This window comes from Halobacillus litoralis, assembly GCF_009856445.1.
GTDB classification, from domain to species: domain Bacteria; phylum Bacillota; class Bacilli; order Bacillales; family Halobacillaceae; genus Halobacillus; species Halobacillus litoralis.
The window spans coordinates 453,803-469,763 of sequence record NZ_WMFA01000001.1 but is presented as its reverse complement, the minus strand read 5'-3'; the positions used below and the strand labels follow the sequence as shown (position 1 = coordinate 469,763).

At 44.6% G+C, this 15,961-nt stretch carries 15 protein-coding genes and 1 riboswitch; of the genes, 2 read left to right on the top strand and 13 right to left on the bottom strand.

The features are described from left to right. Positions 1-100: 100 nt before the first annotated feature. Positions 101-1,453, top strand: a complete 1,353-nt coding sequence (locus GLW00_RS02120; protein ID WP_160910824.1) for a YjiH family protein — start codon at positions 101-103, stop codon at positions 1,451-1,453. Between the two features lie 953 nt (positions 1,454-2,406). Here the strand turns inward: GLW00_RS02120 and GLW00_RS02115 are convergent. The 9 genes from GLW00_RS02115 to ribD all read right to left on the bottom strand — a co-directional run bounded on the left by GLW00_RS02115 (position 2,407) and on the right by ribD (position 11,514). After that, positions 2,407-3,072 carry a type 1 glutamine amidotransferase domain-containing protein gene (locus GLW00_RS02115; protein WP_202412333.1) on the bottom strand — a complete coding sequence of 222 codons (666 nt, stop codon included), beginning with the start codon at positions 3,070-3,072 and terminating at the stop codon, positions 2,407-2,409. 57 nt (positions 3,073-3,129) lie between these two features. Next, positions 3,130-3,942: a GNAT family N-acetyltransferase gene (locus GLW00_RS02110; RefSeq protein ID WP_160910823.1), complete on the bottom strand. Its 813-nt coding sequence runs from the start codon at positions 3,940-3,942 to the stop codon at positions 3,130-3,132. Between the two features lie 55 nt (positions 3,943-3,997). Continuing rightward, a complete protein-coding gene (locus tag GLW00_RS02105; protein ID WP_160910822.1) occupies positions 3,998-5,014 on the bottom strand; it encodes an acyltransferase family protein in 1,017 nt (338 codons plus the stop codon). A gap of 170 nt (positions 5,015-5,184) precedes the next feature. After that, positions 5,185-6,426 carry an aminopeptidase gene (locus GLW00_RS02100; RefSeq protein WP_160910821.1) on the bottom strand — a complete coding sequence of 414 codons (1,242 nt, stop codon included), beginning with the start codon at positions 6,424-6,426 and terminating at the stop codon, positions 5,185-5,187. Between the two features lie 74 nt (positions 6,427-6,500). Beyond that, a complete protein-coding gene (locus GLW00_RS02095; protein WP_160910820.1) occupies positions 6,501-7,925 on the bottom strand; it encodes a cryptochrome/photolyase family protein in 1,425 nt (474 codons plus the stop codon). 172 nt (positions 7,926-8,097) lie between these two features. After that, positions 8,098-8,565 (bottom strand): 6,7-dimethyl-8-ribityllumazine synthase, encoded by a 468-nt coding sequence (gene ribH / locus GLW00_RS02090; protein WP_160910819.1) that lies wholly within the window; start codon positions 8,563-8,565, stop codon positions 8,098-8,100. 16 nt (positions 8,566-8,581) lie between these two features. Next, the gene (locus GLW00_RS02085) at positions 8,582-9,775 is read right to left on the bottom strand and encodes a bifunctional 3,4-dihydroxy-2-butanone-4-phosphate synthase/GTP cyclohydrolase II (RefSeq protein WP_160910818.1); all 1,194 of its coding nucleotides are present in this window, start codon (positions 9,773-9,775) and stop codon (positions 8,582-8,584) included. 12 nt (positions 9,776-9,787) lie between these two features. Further along, positions 9,788-10,438 (bottom strand): riboflavin synthase, encoded by a 651-nt coding sequence (gene ribE, locus GLW00_RS02080; protein WP_160910817.1) that lies wholly within the window; start codon positions 10,436-10,438, stop codon positions 9,788-9,790. Next, positions 10,438-11,514 (bottom strand): bifunctional diaminohydroxyphosphoribosylaminopyrimidine deaminase/5-amino-6-(5-phosphoribosylamino)uracil reductase RibD, encoded by a 1,077-nt coding sequence (gene ribD / locus GLW00_RS02075; RefSeq protein WP_160911813.1) that lies wholly within the window; start codon positions 11,512-11,514, stop codon positions 10,438-10,440. The genes ribE and ribD overlap by 1 nt, the downstream gene beginning before the upstream one ends. 171 nt (positions 11,515-11,685) lie before the next feature. Then, positions 11,686-11,835, bottom strand: a riboswitch (FMN riboswitch). 276 nt (positions 11,836-12,111) lie between these two features. On the opposite strand from ribD, the gene GLW00_RS02070 reads away from it, so the two are divergent. Next, a complete protein-coding gene (locus GLW00_RS02070; protein WP_160910816.1) occupies positions 12,112-13,773 on the top strand; it encodes a glycoside hydrolase family 13 protein in 1,662 nt (553 codons plus the stop codon). 64 nt (positions 13,774-13,837) lie between these two features. Here the strand turns inward: GLW00_RS02070 and GLW00_RS02065 are convergent, their stop codons facing one another. The 4 genes from GLW00_RS02065 to GLW00_RS02050 form a co-directional block, all read right to left on the bottom strand. After that, positions 13,838-14,287, bottom strand: a complete 450-nt coding sequence (locus GLW00_RS02065; protein WP_160910815.1) for an OsmC family protein — start codon at positions 14,285-14,287, stop codon at positions 13,838-13,840. Between the two features lie 17 nt (positions 14,288-14,304). Beyond that, positions 14,305-14,760, bottom strand: a complete 456-nt coding sequence (locus GLW00_RS02060) for a GNAT family N-acetyltransferase (RefSeq protein WP_160910814.1) — start codon at positions 14,758-14,760, stop codon at positions 14,305-14,307. After that, on the bottom strand, positions 14,757-14,951 hold the full coding sequence (locus GLW00_RS02055; RefSeq protein ID WP_160910813.1) for an SE1561 family protein: 195 nt from the start codon (positions 14,949-14,951) through the stop codon (positions 14,757-14,759). Before GLW00_RS02055 ends, GLW00_RS02060 begins: the two co-directional genes overlap by 4 nt. Positions 14,952-15,057: 106 nt before the next feature. Beyond that, positions 15,058-15,834, bottom strand: a complete 777-nt coding sequence (locus tag GLW00_RS02050) for a TerC family protein (protein ID WP_160910812.1) — start codon at positions 15,832-15,834, stop codon at positions 15,058-15,060. Positions 15,835-15,961: the final 127 nt, after the last annotated feature.

Below are 15,961 nucleotides of genomic sequence, written 5' to 3'. Positions count from 1 at the left end.
ATTGGTTTTTGACGGAAAACGTAATAGAATAAATAGTGTTGCATAATTATTCTCAAGCATTTATAAATAAAAAAATCAGACAAGTCAGGAGAGATTTTGGATGAGAGCGAAAGACTTCCATGCATCATCACACTTAAAGTTCATAATTCCATCCTTGATCGGAATTTTCCTATTCATGTTTCCGATCTTCGGGGATGACGGCGCCGTCACCATTCCAATCGCGATTCTTGCCGGTTGGGTGGAAACGTGGCTTGCCGACTATTTATCCTTGATCATGACGATCATTATCACCATTACAGCTATAGGGACGGTTATAGCTAAGGCAGCAGGCAAAGAAGCCCTCAATGGATCACCATTTTTCCAGTCTTTATTTAATGTTCCACGGGTATGGGTCGTTACTCGCCTTTTAGGTATGATTTTCGCCATCATGGTTTACTTTCAAATTGGACCTGAGGCAATCACAAGTGAAAATACAGGCGGTTTGCTTCTTGATTCCCTTCTGCATGTTCTTTTCGCCGTTTTTCTATTTGCAGGACTGTTTTTACCACTGCTCTTGAACTACGGACTCCTTGAACTGTTCGGGGTAGTCTTAACAAAAATCATGCGTCCACTCTTCCGTTTGCCTGGGCGTTCTTCTATTGATTCCTTAGCCTCCTGGTTAGGAGATGGGACCATCGGTGTCCTTCTCACGAGTAAACAATATGAAGAAGGTTATTATACGAAGCGTGAAGCGGCTGTCATCGGGACAACCTTCTCTGTCGTATCCATCACCTTCAGCCTTGTAGTCATTCAGGAAGTGGGTCTTGGCGATATGTTCGGCCAGTTTTACTTAACTGTAGCTATTGCAGGTTTCATCGCTGCTTTGATCATGCCGAGAATTCCACCTCTTTCTAGGAAACCAGATACGTATGTAACAGAAGAGCCAAGCGATCAAAAAGAAGAAGTTCCGGAAAATCACAACTTGATTACCTACGGTTATACAAAAGCCGTAGAACGAGGCAGCAAAGCAAGCGGAATCGGCAATTTTCTGAAGCAGGGTACTCAGAACATCCTGGATATGTGGATGGGTGTAGCTCCGATTGTTATGGCGCTTGGTACTATTGCACTCGTAATTGCCGAATTCACTCCATTTTTCACATGGATCGGTATGCCGTTCATTCCACTTCTTGAGCTGATGCAGGTTCCTTATGCACAGGAAGCGTCTGAGACCATCCTTGTTGGTTTCGCGGACATGTTCCTTCCTGCGATTATCGGATCCTCTATTGAAAGTGAAATGACCCGATTTATCATCGCATCTCTATCTGTAACGCAGCTGATCTATATGTCTGAAGTTGGTGGTCTATTGCTCGGCTCTAAAGTTCCGGTCAACATCAAAGACCTATTCATTATCTTCCTTCTAAGGACTATCATTACGCTGCCAATCATCACTCTTATTGCTCATTTATTATTCTAAAACCAAAGCACTTCCTCCAACGAGGAAGTGCTTTTTTGTATCCTACTCCTTATTGAAGTAAATGGCAGGTTTCTTGAGAACTCAGTTTCGAGACGTTTGTGGAGTGGATGGGGGCTCCGGGGAATGACTCGCTTTCCGCGGGAGCGCGGTGAGCCTCCTCGGACTGCGTCCTGTGGGGTCTCACCAAGCACTTTTTTCCCGCAGGAGTCTCGCCATTCCCCTTCGCCCCTTAACCAAGTATGGTTCTCGAAACCACTACTTAAAAATCAGCTTGTATGGATATGAGAAGTGAATGATGTAAACTCTACCTCGTTGACGTTTAGCATGCGCAAATGCCTGATAGAACGCATTATATGCCCGCATAGGGGAGAAGATTTGGAACCTTACTTATGAATACAGGTGTTCGAATCATCCAATTCCCTCAACCATTCAAGCTGCCCCTTTTAGAAGTGGTTTCGAGACACTTATAAGGTCAAGGGGCGGGGGGAAACGGTGAGACTCCTATTCTTTAGTGTGGAGGTGCCTCGGTCAGCGGCGTATGGACTGGACTGAGCTGGCGGAGATAAAGGAAACACGGAGAGCGTAGCGATTCGATGTTGACTTATCGTACAGAAGCGAGGGAAGTCTCACTAGCCGCTAGGCGTCGGAACCGGATAACCAAAAGGACGTGTGGGACAGGTGAGACCCCGGAAGGCATAGCCTGAGGAGGCTCACCGCCCGCCCCATGGAAAGTGTACAAATGCGGAATCGTCCTGGTAGACACGACTGGCATAAGCAGAACAGCAACGGAATGTGTACTTTCATTCCGTTGCTGTTCTGCTTATGCCGCGAGTGTCTGGACGATGGAGCAAGACGAACCTTTTCCCGGAGCCCCTAGAACCACACAATCGTCTCGAAACTGAGTCTTCAACTAAAGGGAGCTTATATGAAAAAACCGCTAAGCTATTGGGGGCTTAGCGATTTTTTAGAAGTTCGAGCATTTTTTGTGCTGTTGAGAGGCTTGACTGTGGATTTTGTCCGGTGACGAAGGGATCATCACTGACGACGTGATCCGAGAAGGCACCGCCAGAGTCAAACTCTGCGCCCGCTTCCTTTAAGCGGTCCTCCAGCATAAAAGAAACAACGGAATCGAGACCCGTCTCTTTTTCTTCCTCATTCGTAAATCCGGTAATCGTTTTACCTTCTACGAGTGGCTGTCCATTATGATCCTCCACTCCTACAAATCCTGCAGGCCCATGACATACAGCCCCGATGACTTTACCTTCTGTCAGGAAGTGCCGGAGCAATTCTTCAAGCTCATCATTTTCCGGGAAGTCGACCATCGTTCCATGTCCTCCGCAAAGAAAGATACCGGCGAATTCTGTCGGGTCTACTTCGGCCAGCGGAACGGTTTTATCGATGGGCTTCATGACTCCGTCCCAAACTTTTGGCAGTCTATTGCTATAGCTGTTCGGGTCGATAGGTGGGCGCCCACCTTTGGGACTCGCCGCTACGACTTCATAACCCGCTTCCTGAAATTCTGTTGCAGGCTCGACAAATTCCTGAAGCCACAATCCTGTTTCATGTTTTCCGCCCAATTGGTCCGCATTCGTCACAATCATTAATATCTTTTGATCCATGATCAGCAACCTCCTTGTCCATATCCCTCCTATTATTTACAAAGGATAGCATTTCAATCACAATAGTTTTTTCATCCAAACCTGCTGCAATCGTGTTTCGAATCCTTCTTCCTTCAATGCTCTATAAGCTGGGCTTTTTTCAGGTATGTTGAAAGCAGTGATGACTGCATCCGGATATGTGGAACGAAGAGTTTTCAGGCACTCCTTTCCCTTGTTTTCAGAGTGTACCTGAAATAATGTAAGGTGTTCGTTATCATGTCGGGTGAAGAACACATGCCCAATGGTTGCTTCTCCATCTGTGACTTTGAAAAACTCTCCCTTCTCTATGGAGAAGGGTTGATTCTGCCATGGGTAATCCCCGTTGGACATTCGCTCCTTCCAATCGCCTTCATCCATGGACTCTAAATGGGGCATATTTTTTACTGTGTAACCTACGGGAGTGGATTTCATGATATGTAAATGATCCATAACCTGATATCCATATCGTTCGTACAAAGCGATCGCGCCGTGGTTATCTGAGATCGCTTCTAATGTAGCTACAGAGGCCTTTTCTTTTTCATACATAGATAAAGAGGAGTGAACAAGCAAGCGTCCCACTCCTCTTTTACGATACGAAGGATGTACAGCTGTCCCTCCGTTATAGGCTGTTTTTATTCCGTCTATTTCTTGAATACCATTTAGAACGATTCCTACAGGCTTCTCCCCATCATAAGCGAGAAATGAAAAAGCAGGAGACAGCCGTTTTGAACTCATCATTTGAATCAAACCATCCAAATCAAACTGCATCTGGACTTGATAATCTTGAAAACCTTCGTTTAAAGATGTCAGGGCATCCTTGAACGGACAGTCCTTCATGGGCAAAATTTTCATAACCATTCCCTCCTCTACCTTTCATAACTTTCTATACAAAGGAGGGAATCCCTGCTTAGGACTGAAAAGAAGAATCTTTATGATTTACCCGGTGCCACCATTTTTTTAAAAGCTGAATGCGTCCTTCAATAAAGGGCTGAGTAAGGGTGCGGATGATGCCGCTCGATAACACGTACACAATGGAAGCGGCTACGATAGCTAGACCTAAGACATCAAATACGTGGTCGACTTTGAACCAGTCGGCTTGACGGAAGAATTGAATGAAGAACCCGTGCAGCAAGTAAACGTATAACGTCCTTCCACCAAGGTAAGTCAAACGGTACTGCGTATTCGGGACCCACGCAAAGACACTGATGGTCATGACAGCAGCCAGTACATAGACACCTAATCGGAACACGCCGCCCATTTCGGGGCTTCCAAGCACTTCATACGATTTAGAGCCTAGCAGCCAGCCTGAACTGAACTCCGGAAATAGTGCGATGACGGAGGCAACGACAGCCATCACGACAAGGCTTGCTTCTTTCACTCGGCGAGTTCTCCATTTGTGGACATGCTCTTTCGTCAACCAATACCCCGCAAGGAAGAAGGGGAAGAAAACGAACGTCCGGGACAAGCTGAAATGATGCCCGATATCATTGAAATACCCGACAAGGACACCAATTTGCACGGCAATTGCCACTCCAAGGAATGGAGGGATTTTTTTGAACCAGTAAAGCAGGATGTGCCAGCAGAACAAACTGAACAAGAACCACAGAGACCAGTGAGGGTAGAAAATCCCACTTAAGGTCGCTCCTTTTCCAATGAAGAAGTAGTATCCTGTGTAAACAAGCTGAAAAATGAGATAAGGCAGGATCAATTTTTTAGCTAATTGTAAGATGTAGTCTTTTTCTCCAGACCCTTTCGCAAAGAACCCGGCAAGAAAAATAAATGCAGGCATGTGGAACGTATAAATCCAAGTATATAATGTGTACATCGGCCTTGATCCGTCTGTAAACGGCTGAATGATATGACCAAAGACGACGAGAAAAATAAGAACGAGTTTGGCATTATCAAAAAAGGCATCACGTTTCATGTTGTCTCACCCTTCTTTATCGATTAATCCTCTACCTCATGTTTACCACATTCCTGTACTTTTTAAGGCACTTTTATTCATTTTTAAACCATATGTAAACCAATTGTTATCTTCTGTTATGAATTGTTATGTCTAAAAAAGAGACACCCTCTACGGATGCCTCGCTGGAATCACTCAAAGTCGATGGCCCATGAGCCTTTACGGAAAATCGCTTCAAACTCCCCTTCTTTTGTTTCACCATCAATATCCAACTCCTCGGAACCCATCATGAAATCTTCATGAATCAAGCTGTCATTGACTCCATGGGAATCCATTTGATCTTTGTTAAAGGATGATCCTCCGCGGATATTGGTCGGGTAGGCTTTTCCTAAAGCCAGGTGACAGGAAGCATTTTCATCATAAAGCGTGTTATAGAAAATGTGCCCTGATTTAGAGATTGGAGATTCGTTTGGAACAAGTGCAACCTCTCCCAGACGTTTGGCTCCATCATCACTTTCAAGCAGATGTTTTAACGTCTCTTCTCCAGATTCCGCTTGATAATCAACGACTTTCCCATTTTCGAACGTCAGCGTGAAGTTCTCGATCAGGTTTCCGCCATAATTGAGAGGTTTCGTACTTGTGACTTTGCCTTGCACCCCTGTTTTGTGAGGCATGGTGAACACTTCTTCTGTAGGAATGTTCGGGTTGAATTCCGTCCCTTTCTCTGAAGTCGTTGAACCGCCATGCCAAATGTGGTTCTGGACGAGCTCGATCGACAACTCGGTGCCCGGGGCTTTATAGTGAAGTTTTTTATATTGCTTTTGATTCAAATACTCTCGAGCCTGACGAAGTTTTTCGTTATGCTCTTCCCATGCTTTAATCGGGTCTTCCTGATCGATTCGTGTAATTTGGAAAATTTGTTCCCACAACTTGTCCTGTGCTTTCTCAGGAGAATCGTCCGGAAATACCTTTTGAGCCCAGGCTTCCTGAGGATAGGCAATAATCGACCATGTGGTTTTATCATTCATTATATAGTCTCTATATTTGGTGAGAGCTTCGCCGCTTGCTTTATTCGCCTTGGCGATCCTTTCCGAATCGATGCCCTTGAATAAATCAGGATTAGGTCCGTAAATGGATAAAAGCGCATACCCATCTTTGACCATCTCTTCCAAGCCTTCCGCTTTCCATTTAGGGAAATTCTCGAGCACATCCATCGGAGCATTCTTCATCTTCATGTAACTGAGAACTTCATCATTCCATTCCAAGTGAACATTCTTCGCGCCCCTGCCATAAGCTTTCGCTGAAATCGTACGTACAAGCTCAGCCGCTTCAATTGGCGCATTGATAATCAGGCCCTGCCCTCTTTGTAGATTCACACCTTTTTTCAAAGCCAGATCTGCATACTTTTCCATTTGTTTCTGATGTTTATTCAATATCCAAACCTCCAACTTCTTCATTCTCTATCTATTATTTCATATCCCGACCATGTTTCCTAGAACGAACGCTGTTATGTTTTATCTTTGAACATTTCAATCGCTCGTTCTCTCATCGTTTTATGGTCGACAATCGGTTCAGGGTAGTCTTCCCCGATGATACACCCTGCTTCCTTCTGCTCTTCTTCTGTCATTTTGGATGGTTCATGAATGCGCTTCTTTTTCACATTTTCAAGTTCAGGAAGCCATTCTTTTATGAAACGGCCGTGGGGATCAAACCGCTCGGACTGCCGTATCGGATTGAAAACACGGAAGTACGGGACAGGATCGGTGCCTGTAGAGGCCGCCCATTGCCATCCCCCGATGTTTGAAGCAGGATCATAATCCACCAGCCGTTCAGAAAAGTACCTTTCCCCTTCACGCCAATCCATAAGCAGATCTTTCGTCAAGAAGGAAGCGACCGCCATGCGCAGTCGGTTATGCATCCACCCTGTTTCATTCAGCTGGCGCATCGCTGCATCAATCAGCGGAAACCCTGTCTGACCTTCTTTCCATTTCCCAAGTAAGTCGTCATCATTGTTCCACGGAATCCCTCGGTATTTTTCCACCATTTCTGTTGTATTAGCATCCGGGTAAAAATGATAAATCATGTTATAAAAATCCCGCCAGGCAAGCTCAGAAATGTACGTATCGACTCCAGAGGTGTTTTTTCTGAAATCGACATCCTCTTCAATTTTATGGTAGATGGTTCTGATGGATATCGCTCCTGTACGAAGAAAACGGGACATTAGACTCGTCCCATCGAGAGCAGGGAAATCCCGCCGATCATCGTAGTCATAAATATCCTCATCAAGAAAATGATTCAGTCGCTCCAGTGCATCTTTTTCTCCGACACCTTCATACGTGCCACCGGTTTTCTTGATCAAATCATCATATGCTCGCTGGCCATCAGAAAATGCCTTCCTCTCATCCAGGGCAGCAGAAGATAACAGATCCACATCGACTCTTTGAATGGCCGGCTTCTGAAGCTGCTTCCACTTCTTAAGATAGGGAGAGAAAACCTTGTAAAATCCACCGTCGTTCTTCTGCACTTCATCAGCCCCATGAAGATGGTGGTCGATGTAGGAATAGACGTCTACATCTTGACCGCTTAAGTACTCGATAATCGAAGCATCGCGCTCTTTCCCAAATCCGACTTCATCTCTGTTGAAATAAACCATCTCCACATTTAACTCCTCGATCAGATGCTGAAAAGCTTTTTCCGTTTCTCCATGAATGAAATGGACAGGGGCCTTTAATTCTTCCGCCCTGTCTACGACACTCTTTAATGTTTGGAAAAAATAATCATGCCTTGGTGTAAATGATTCATTTAATGATGGGTGGATATGGAAGAACAGTACGATTTGATCCTCGTTTTTTGTATCTTCTAACGCTTTAGCTAAAGCGGTGTGGTCGTTCAACCTTAAATCACGCCTAAACCATACAGCTCTCCTTGTCATCCTTCCCCCTCCTTCCTCCTTTACCCTTCCTTTTTACTTGTGGATATAAACTACGGAAAGCCACTTATCCACATGTGGACACTTCTTAATAATAGTTTTTCCTTTCATCAAGGAATTTTCATCGTCCAATAACAAAAAAAGAGCTGACCTGTACATGGTCAGCTCTTTATCATTATTCGAAGTTTTTAAGCAGGGTTGCCATTTCAATGGCCGCCGTAGCTGCTTCCCAGCCTTTGTTTCCTGCCTTTGTACCCGCGCGCTCAATCGCCTGTTCAATAGTATCTGTCGTAATGACGCCGAAGATGACCGGAATGCCGCTTTGTTGAGAGGCGTTCGATACACCTTTAGCCGCTTCACTACATACATAGTCGAAGTGAGGAGTAGAACCGCGAATAACCGCTCCAAGTGTAACGACAGCATCGTATTTTCCTGAGTTCGCCATTTTGCTTGCCACCAGTGGGATTTCAAAAGCTCCTGGTACATAAGCCACTTCAACGTCATTCAATTCAATGCCATGACGCTTGAACGCATCAACCGCGCCTTCATATAACTTTCCTGTAATGAAATCGTTGAAACGACCGACAACGATCCCGACTTTCAATCCTGTGCCTACGAGATTACCTTCTAACGTTTTTACCATGTTTCTTTCATCCCTTCTAATAGTGAAATAAGTGTCCCATTTTCGATTGTTTTGTTTTTAGGTATCTTTCGTTTTCTTCTCTTGATTCCATTTGGATCGGAACGCGATCAACAACTTCCAGCCCAAAACCTCCAAGACCTGAGATCTTTTTCGGATTGTTCGTAAGAAGTCGCAATTTAGTAATGCCGAGATCTTTAAGGATTTGGGCACCTACTCCGTAATCTCTTAAATCAGGCCCGAACCCAAGCTTCTCATTCGCTTCTACTGTATCCAAACCTTCTTCTTGAAGTTTGTATGCTTGAAGTTTATTCATGAGTCCGATTCCACGGCCTTCCTGTCTCATATAGAGAAGGACGCCGCTTCCGTTCTCCGAAATCTGTCTCAGCGCATTATGCAGCTGTGGACCACAGTCACAGCGGTAAGAACCGAACACATCTCCTGTCAAACACTCAGAGTGAACACGGACTAGCGTCGGTTCATCCGGATTGATTTCCCCTTTGACCAACGCGATGTGATCTTTGAAATCAATATCATTGGAAAATCCGATCGCACGGAAATCTCCGTATTCTGTCGGCATTTTCACTTCCACTTCGCGTTTGACGTGATTCTCCTTTTTATGACGGTATTGGATAAGATCTGCAATCGTGATCATAGGGAGGTCAAACTCATCCGCCATTTTTCTTAGGTCAGGCACACGCGCCATCGTTCCATCGTCTTTAATGATCTCGCAAATGACACCAGCCGGGCGTGCTCCAGCAAGCTCGGCAAGGTCTACAGATGCTTCCGTATGCCCTGCCCGGCGCAGGACGCCGCCTTCTTTCGCAATTAAAGGAAAAATATGCCCCGGCTTCTGGAAGTCTGCTGCTGTCGTTTCCGGGTTCAACATTTCCTTAATCGTCAATGCCCGTTCATCCGCAGATATTCCCGTCGTTGTATCTTTGTGATCGATACTTACAGTAAAGGCCGTCTGATTGGGATCCGAATTGTTATCGACCATCGGCGCAAGTTCTAAATTCTGAGCCAGATCATTCGTGATCGGGGCGCAGACAAGTCCGCGTCCGTGCTTGATCATGAAATTGATCATTTCAGAAGAAGCATACTCAGCAATCCCAATTAAATCTCCTTCATTTTCACGATCTTCGTCATCACATACAATGACAAGTTTCCCCTTTTTTAAATCTTCAATGGCTTTTTCAACTGAATCAAACATCATTTCACCCTCTTATGCAAAGCCGTTGTCAGAAAGAAACTGTTTGGACAGCCTCGACTTCGGCTCTTCTTTGTTTTGTCCGCTCAAAAAATGAGCCACATATTTTCCGATCATGTCGCACTCAATATTGACACTGTCACCAGGTCCCTTTGCGCCGAGCACCGTGTGCTCCATCGTATGAGGAATAAGGGAAATCGTCACTTTGGAGTCATCGACACCAAAAACCGTCAGAGAAGTCCCGTCCACAGCAATGGACCCTTTATATACGAAATATTGGATAAGTTCATCAGGTAGTTCAATTTCATAATAAACGGCATTGGATTCAGGCTTTTTCGAAACGATTTTACCCGTTCCATCAATATGTCCGGAAACTAAATGTCCTCCGAAACGTCCGCCTGCAGCCATCGCCCTTTCCAGGTTCACCGGGTCGCCCTGCTGAAGTTCATGAATGTTCGTAGCTCGGTATGTTTCAGGCATGACGTCAAAAGAAACCGTCTGCTCCGAAAAGTTTGTTACAGTCAGACACACGCCATTGACGGATATGCTGTCGCCTAATTTGACGTCTGTTAAAATTTCTTTGGCTGAAAGGTTCACTTCGAGTGCTTCGGTTTTATTTTTTACTGATTTTAATGTTCCTATTTCTTCAACGATCCCCGTAAACATTAAGATTCTCCTTTTCTAACGGAAACAATTTTAATGTCATCCCCTATTTTTTCAGTCGAAACGATTTCAAAGGAGCTTACATTCTTTAATTGTTGAATGCCTTTTCCGCCCACAGGTGTTAAGGCTTCTTTTCCTCCGATTAACTTCGGTGCCATATACGTCACGGTTTCATCCACTTTTCCCGCACGTACGAAGGCATCCGCAATCGTCGCTCCTCCTTCAACAAGCAAAGAAGTGACTTTTCGTTCTCCTAAATACCGCAGGACTTCTTCTATGGAAACCTCTTCACCGTGAAGTGGGATGATGGTGACATGTTCATAGTTTTCAAAGGTATCCATCGCTTCTTTTTTCACATGATTCCCTGTGAACACCCATGTTGGCGCTGAGTCGTCCTGGATCAACTGAGAGGAAGGCGGTATCCTGAGATGGGTATCAAGGACGATCCTTTTTGGATGACGGCCTTCTCCCTCTATTCGCGTTGTCAGCTTAGGGTTATCCATCAGCACTGTATTGATTCCAACTAAGATGCCATCAGAGCGATGGCGATAGTGGTGGCCATCACGGCGCGCTTCTTCACCCGTAATCCACTGGCTTTCTCCTGTGGATGTGGCGATCTTTCCATCCAAACTCATAGCCGTCTTCAAACGGACATAAGGTTCTTTCTTTTGGATGAAGTGAAAAAAGGAAGCATTGATTTCATCTGCCTCTTCTTTCAGCACCTCTGTCTTCACCTCAAGACCATGCTCTCTCATCATCCGAATACCTCTGCCGGATACTTTAGGATTGGGATCATTCGATGCAACCACCACTCTTTTTATGCCAGCTTCCATGATGGCTTCTACACATGGGGGGGTCTGCCCATAGTGGCTGCACGGTTCAAGTGTGACATAAATTTCTGCATCTCTCGCCTTCTCTCCTGCCATGCGGAGTGCATGAACTTCGGCATGAGGCTCTCCTGCCTTGACATGAACGCCTACGCCCACCATCTGATTATGCTTAACGACAATCGCAGCGACGGAGGGATTCGGACTTGTCTGACCAACCGTTTCCCGCGCCATATCTACAGCCATTCTCATATACCTTTCATCCCGATCCAAGACCTTCACCACCTTTTCCAACCGGCATGCTTTGCCGAAAAAATAAAAAAACCCTGAAGAAGACAGACTTCTCCAGGGTCGTTGAACGTAAATCGCATACACTTAAAAAAGGGTACCCGTATTGCTTTGATTTTAGTACCTTTACGTTTCTACAACCTTCTCCCATCCAGACTATAACTGTCGGCTTTGGAGTTTCACCAAATCAGGGAGAACCGTGCCTAACACTGATTCTCCGTCGCGGGCTCGGAGCATATGCTCATTACCGCCGGCTGGGATTTTCACCCGACCCCGAAGGTTTACGTTATTCAATTTTCCGTTACAATATAAATCATATCGGATTTATTTATAAAGTGCAATTCAAATGAACTCCTCTATTTTCATTTTTCACTACAATTCCTATTGTAAAAACAGATAAAATCGGATAAGATAGATTACATTAAGAAAACGTTTGCACAAAACTTGGAAGAATTTATAAAAATATTAATTCAGTAAAAGCTTGGAATGTGATCAGGTTTTTATTTTTTCACAAAATGCGCAATCGGTTGCATATAACTGTAATGAAATGAGGGGAATACTATGGAACGTGTATGGTGGAAGGAAGCGGTTGGATACCAAGTCTATCCTCGCAGTTTCCAAGATTCGAACGGTGACGGAATCGGGGATTTGCAAGGTATGATTGACAGGCTTGATTATTTGAAAGAAATGGGCATTGATTTTATTTGGATCTGCCCGATGTACAAGTCTCCCAAAGATGACAATGGCTACGATATCTCTGATTATCAGGACATTCTAGAAGAATTCGGAACGATGGCAGATTTCGATCGATTGCTTCAGGAAGTACACAAACGGGACATGAAACTGATCATTGATCTTGTGCTCAACCACACAAGCGATGAGCACCCATGGTTCATTGAATCTAGAAGATCCAAAGACAATCCGAAGCGTGACTGGTACATTTGGCGGGACGGAAAAAAAGGTGCCGAACCAAACAACTGGGAAAGTATCTTTGATGGTTCTGCCTGGCAGTACGATGAAAAAACAGAGCAATATTATTTGCACGTATTCTCCACCAAACAGCCGGATCTGAACTGGGAAAACCCCAAAGTTCGTGAAGCGTTATATGATACGGTCAACTGGTGGCTGGAAAAAGGGATTGATGGCTTCCGCATTGATGCCATCAGTCACATTAAAAAACGCCCGGACTTCCCTGATATGCCAAATCCGAAGAAAGAGAAATACGTATCTTCCTTTGATATGCATATGAATCAGGAAGGCATCCATAAATTTTTACAAGAATTCAAAGACGAAACGTACAGCAATTATGACGTCATGACCGTCGGCGAAGCGAATGGTGTTAGTGCCGACGAAGCCGATCTATGGGTTGGAGACAACGGGAAAATGGATATGATTTTCCAATTTGAACATTTGGATCTCTGGGATCAGGATGCAGAGCAACAGCTCGATATCCCAGGGTTGAAAGAAGTACTTACACGCTGGCAGAAAGCTTTGGAAGGTGACGGATGGAATGCTCTATTCGTAGAAAACCACGATAAAGCCCGTGTTGTATCTACGTGGGGAGACGACGAAGTCTACTGGCGGGAAAGTGCAACATCCATTGCAACGATGTATTTCTTCATGCAAGGAACACCGTACATCTATCAGGGACAGGAAATCGGTATGACAAATGTGGCCTTCCCTTCTATTGAAGATTATGATGATGTCGCAGCGAAGAATTTATACAAGGCGAAAAAAGAAAAAGGCATGTCTCACGAAGAAATCATACAGATTCTTTGGAATACCTCCAGGGATAACAGTCGGACCCCTATGCAATGGAGTCATGAGGAAAATGCTGGATTCACAAGCGGAACGCCTTGGATGAAAATCAATCCGAACTACAAGGTCATCAATGTCGCAGACCAGCAAGACGACCCCCATTCAATTCTGAATCACTATAAAGAAATGATTCGTCTAAAGAAACAATATGACCTCTTCACCTATGGGACGTATGAGTTGATTCTTCCAGACGACAAACAGATTTATGCTTATACGAGAACACTTGGCGATCAGACAGCTCTAGTGATTTCGAACCTGACGAAAAAGACAGCAGCATTTAAGTCTTCTTATACACTAAATTCGGACGACTTAATCCTCTCAAACCTGATTGTTGATAAACATGTGGATGAAAATAGTTTTACACTTAAACCTTTCGAAGCACGTGTCTATTTATTAACCCAATAACTCCTGGTCCTCCATCAGCTTGAGGAAAACAAAAAGGACGGCCTGTAAGGGGCCGTCCTTTTTGTCATTCAGCAATTCTTGTGTCTGCTTCCATTTCAAGTTCAACATTCCCTTGAATGGCTTTTGAGATCATACAGCTCTTTTCAGCCTTTTCAATGAGGCGGTTCAGTTTGGATAAATCTTTTTCGTCCGCTTCCGGGCGCAGGACTACTCTCGGTCTGTGAATGATCTTTTGATAGGTGAAAATTCCATCGGTCACATCCACGATCCCTTCGGACTCCATATCCATTTCTTCTAGAGGTAATTCCGCCCTTTCAATCAAAGCTGCGAGGCTGATGATGTAACAAGTGGACGCCGCTCCCAGAAGCATCTCGTCTGGGTTAGTTCCTACATCCGGTCCATCCATTTCTTTTGGTATGGATATTTTTGTTTTCAGCTTTTCGGATTCAATGTAGCCGACTTCATTCCTGCCTCCCGGCCAGTCGGCTTTCAAATGAAAATGATGCAAAGCCATGATGCCACTCTCCTTGTTTATTTCTCCATCGAAAGGAACTCATAATGTCCCCCATTTGTTGCCTGCGTAAACGTGTGCTTCTTTTTGAAGCCTAGACGTTCGTAAACAGAAATCGCACGTTCATTGAATGTAGCAACAGAAAGTGTGAAAGCTGTGGCTTCATACCTTTTTGCTGCAAATTCGAGACAGGCTTGCACGAAGCTTTCCCCTTCTCCTTTACCTGTTTCATCCGGGTGCATACCTAAACCAAGATCAACAGTGGGGTGGTTTTCTAAATCCACCGTCAGGAAACCGGTCAACTCTCCGTCCTTGTGACCACTAAACGTATGAGGACTCCGCTTTTCAGGATTAATGAACAGCTCTAAATCTTCTTCATCAGCCGTCATATCATAAAAATTATAGGGCTCAGGATATTTCCATGCTGCAATTTCTTCTGCGTCTTGCTGAGTGATAGGTGTCCAATGAATGTTCATGATTCCTGCTCCCAATCTTTTTTAAAGCGGGACATTTTCACCTGGAGCTGCTCAATCATATCCAAAACACGATTGAAATCCTGGATGTCCACATTTTCTGCATCCATACTGGATACGACCTGGTTGAGCATTTGTATCCTATTCTTTATATAATGAAACTGTTGTGAAGGATGCTGAGCTGCTTTGCCCATTAGTTAGCCCTCCTTTGTCTCCCTTTTCTTTATCTTAACTTTCTCATAAGGAAAGTAAAAGAATTTGCCCATAAGAAAAGCTGCGGCGAAGGCCACAGCTTTTTAGTTATTCTTCTTCCACTTCTTTTTTCTCTGATAAGAACCATCCCAATGCTGCGATCAGGACAAGGATAGAATAGAAAATAATTTTCCATAAGGTCGAATGAGCGAAGTGCTCATCCAAAATTTGTATGTTCGGGTGAGCAAGCGTAGAGACAACTAATTTGACACCGACCCAGCCGACAATAACAAATGCCGCTACTTCTAAACCTGGACGGGACTTCAGAAGTTTCACAAAGTAACCGGCCGCAAAACGCATGATGATAATACCGATCATACCACCGGTGAGGATGACGGCGAATTGTGCACCGTCCAAGCTTCCGACTTCCGGTAGATCTGTTTCAGGCAAAGCGACAGCAAGAGCGACGGCAGCTAATATAGAGTCCACGGCAAAAGCGAGGTCGGCAAGCTCTACTTTAAGGACAGTCGCCCAAAAGCCTTTACCACGCTGATCCCCTGCATCTTCTTCCATTTCTTCTTCATAATCATCCCCTTTGGTCCGCCACCGGTCAAAGAGGTGTTTTCCTGAAATGAAAAGTAAGTAAGCAGCTCCCAATGCTTGAACCTGCCACACGTCGACAAGGAAGGAAATGATAAATAGAGATCCGAATCTAAGTATAAATGCACCCGCTAAACCGTAAAATAAAGCCTTTTTCCTTTTTTCTTCCGGCAGGTGTTTGACCATGATTGCTAGTACAAGGGCGTTGTCAGCTGCAAGAATCCCTTCCAATCCGACAAGCACAATCAAAACCCAACCGTATTCAATCAATAATTGAGCATCCAATTCTATTCTCTCCTTTTCCATAAAAAATGGTCCCCACCACTATGGTAAGGACCAAAAGAATAGACCTTTACCACAGTGGGTAAAGGTCTCGCTAACAACTTCCGTTGCCAATAAAGCCGGGGAATGT

What these genes read in the sequence shown, in the direction of transcription:
- GLW00_RS02055 (WP_160910813.1), bottom strand. Translation starts at nt 14,951, where the DNA reads ATGGGCAAAGCAGCTCAGCATCCTTCACAACAGTTTCATTATATAAAG.
- GLW00_RS02060 (WP_160910814.1), bottom strand. Translation starts at nt 14,760, where the DNA reads ATGAACATTCATTGGACACCTATCACTCAGCAAGACGCAGAAGAAATT.
- GLW00_RS02095 (WP_160910820.1), bottom strand. Translation starts at nt 7,925, where the DNA reads ATGACAAGGAGAGCTGTATGGTTTAGGCGTGATTTAAGGTTGAACGAC.
- GLW00_RS02070 (WP_160910816.1), top strand. Translation starts at nt 12,112, where the DNA reads ATGGAACGTGTATGGTGGAAGGAAGCGGTTGGATACCAAGTCTATCCT.
- GLW00_RS02085 (WP_160910818.1), bottom strand. Translation starts at nt 9,775, where the DNA reads ATGTTTGATTCAGTTGAAAAAGCCATTGAAGATTTAAAAAAGGGGAAA.
- GLW00_RS02065 (WP_160910815.1), bottom strand. Translation starts at nt 14,287, where the DNA reads ATGGCTTTGCATCATTTTCATTTGAAAGCCGACTGGCCGGGAGGCAGG.
- GLW00_RS02115 (WP_202412333.1), bottom strand. Translation starts at nt 3,072, where the DNA reads ATGGATCAAAAGATATTAATGATTGTGACGAATGCGGACCAATTGGGC.
- ribD (WP_160911813.1), bottom strand. Translation starts at nt 11,514, where the DNA reads ATGAGAATGGCTGTAGATATGGCGCGGGAAACGGTTGGTCAGACAAGT.
- GLW00_RS02120 (WP_160910824.1), top strand. Translation starts at nt 101, where the DNA reads ATGAGAGCGAAAGACTTCCATGCATCATCACACTTAAAGTTCATAATT.
- ribH (WP_160910819.1), bottom strand. Translation starts at nt 8,565, where the DNA reads ATGGTAAAAACGTTAGAAGGTAATCTCGTAGGCACAGGATTGAAAGTC.
- ribE (WP_160910817.1), bottom strand. Translation starts at nt 10,438, where the DNA reads ATGTTTACGGGGATCGTTGAAGAAATAGGAACATTAAAATCAGTAAAA.
- GLW00_RS02110 (WP_160910823.1), bottom strand. Translation starts at nt 3,942, where the DNA reads ATGAAAATTTTGCCCATGAAGGACTGTCCGTTCAAGGATGCCCTGACA.
- GLW00_RS02105 (WP_160910822.1), bottom strand. Translation starts at nt 5,014, where the DNA reads ATGAAACGTGATGCCTTTTTTGATAATGCCAAACTCGTTCTTATTTTT.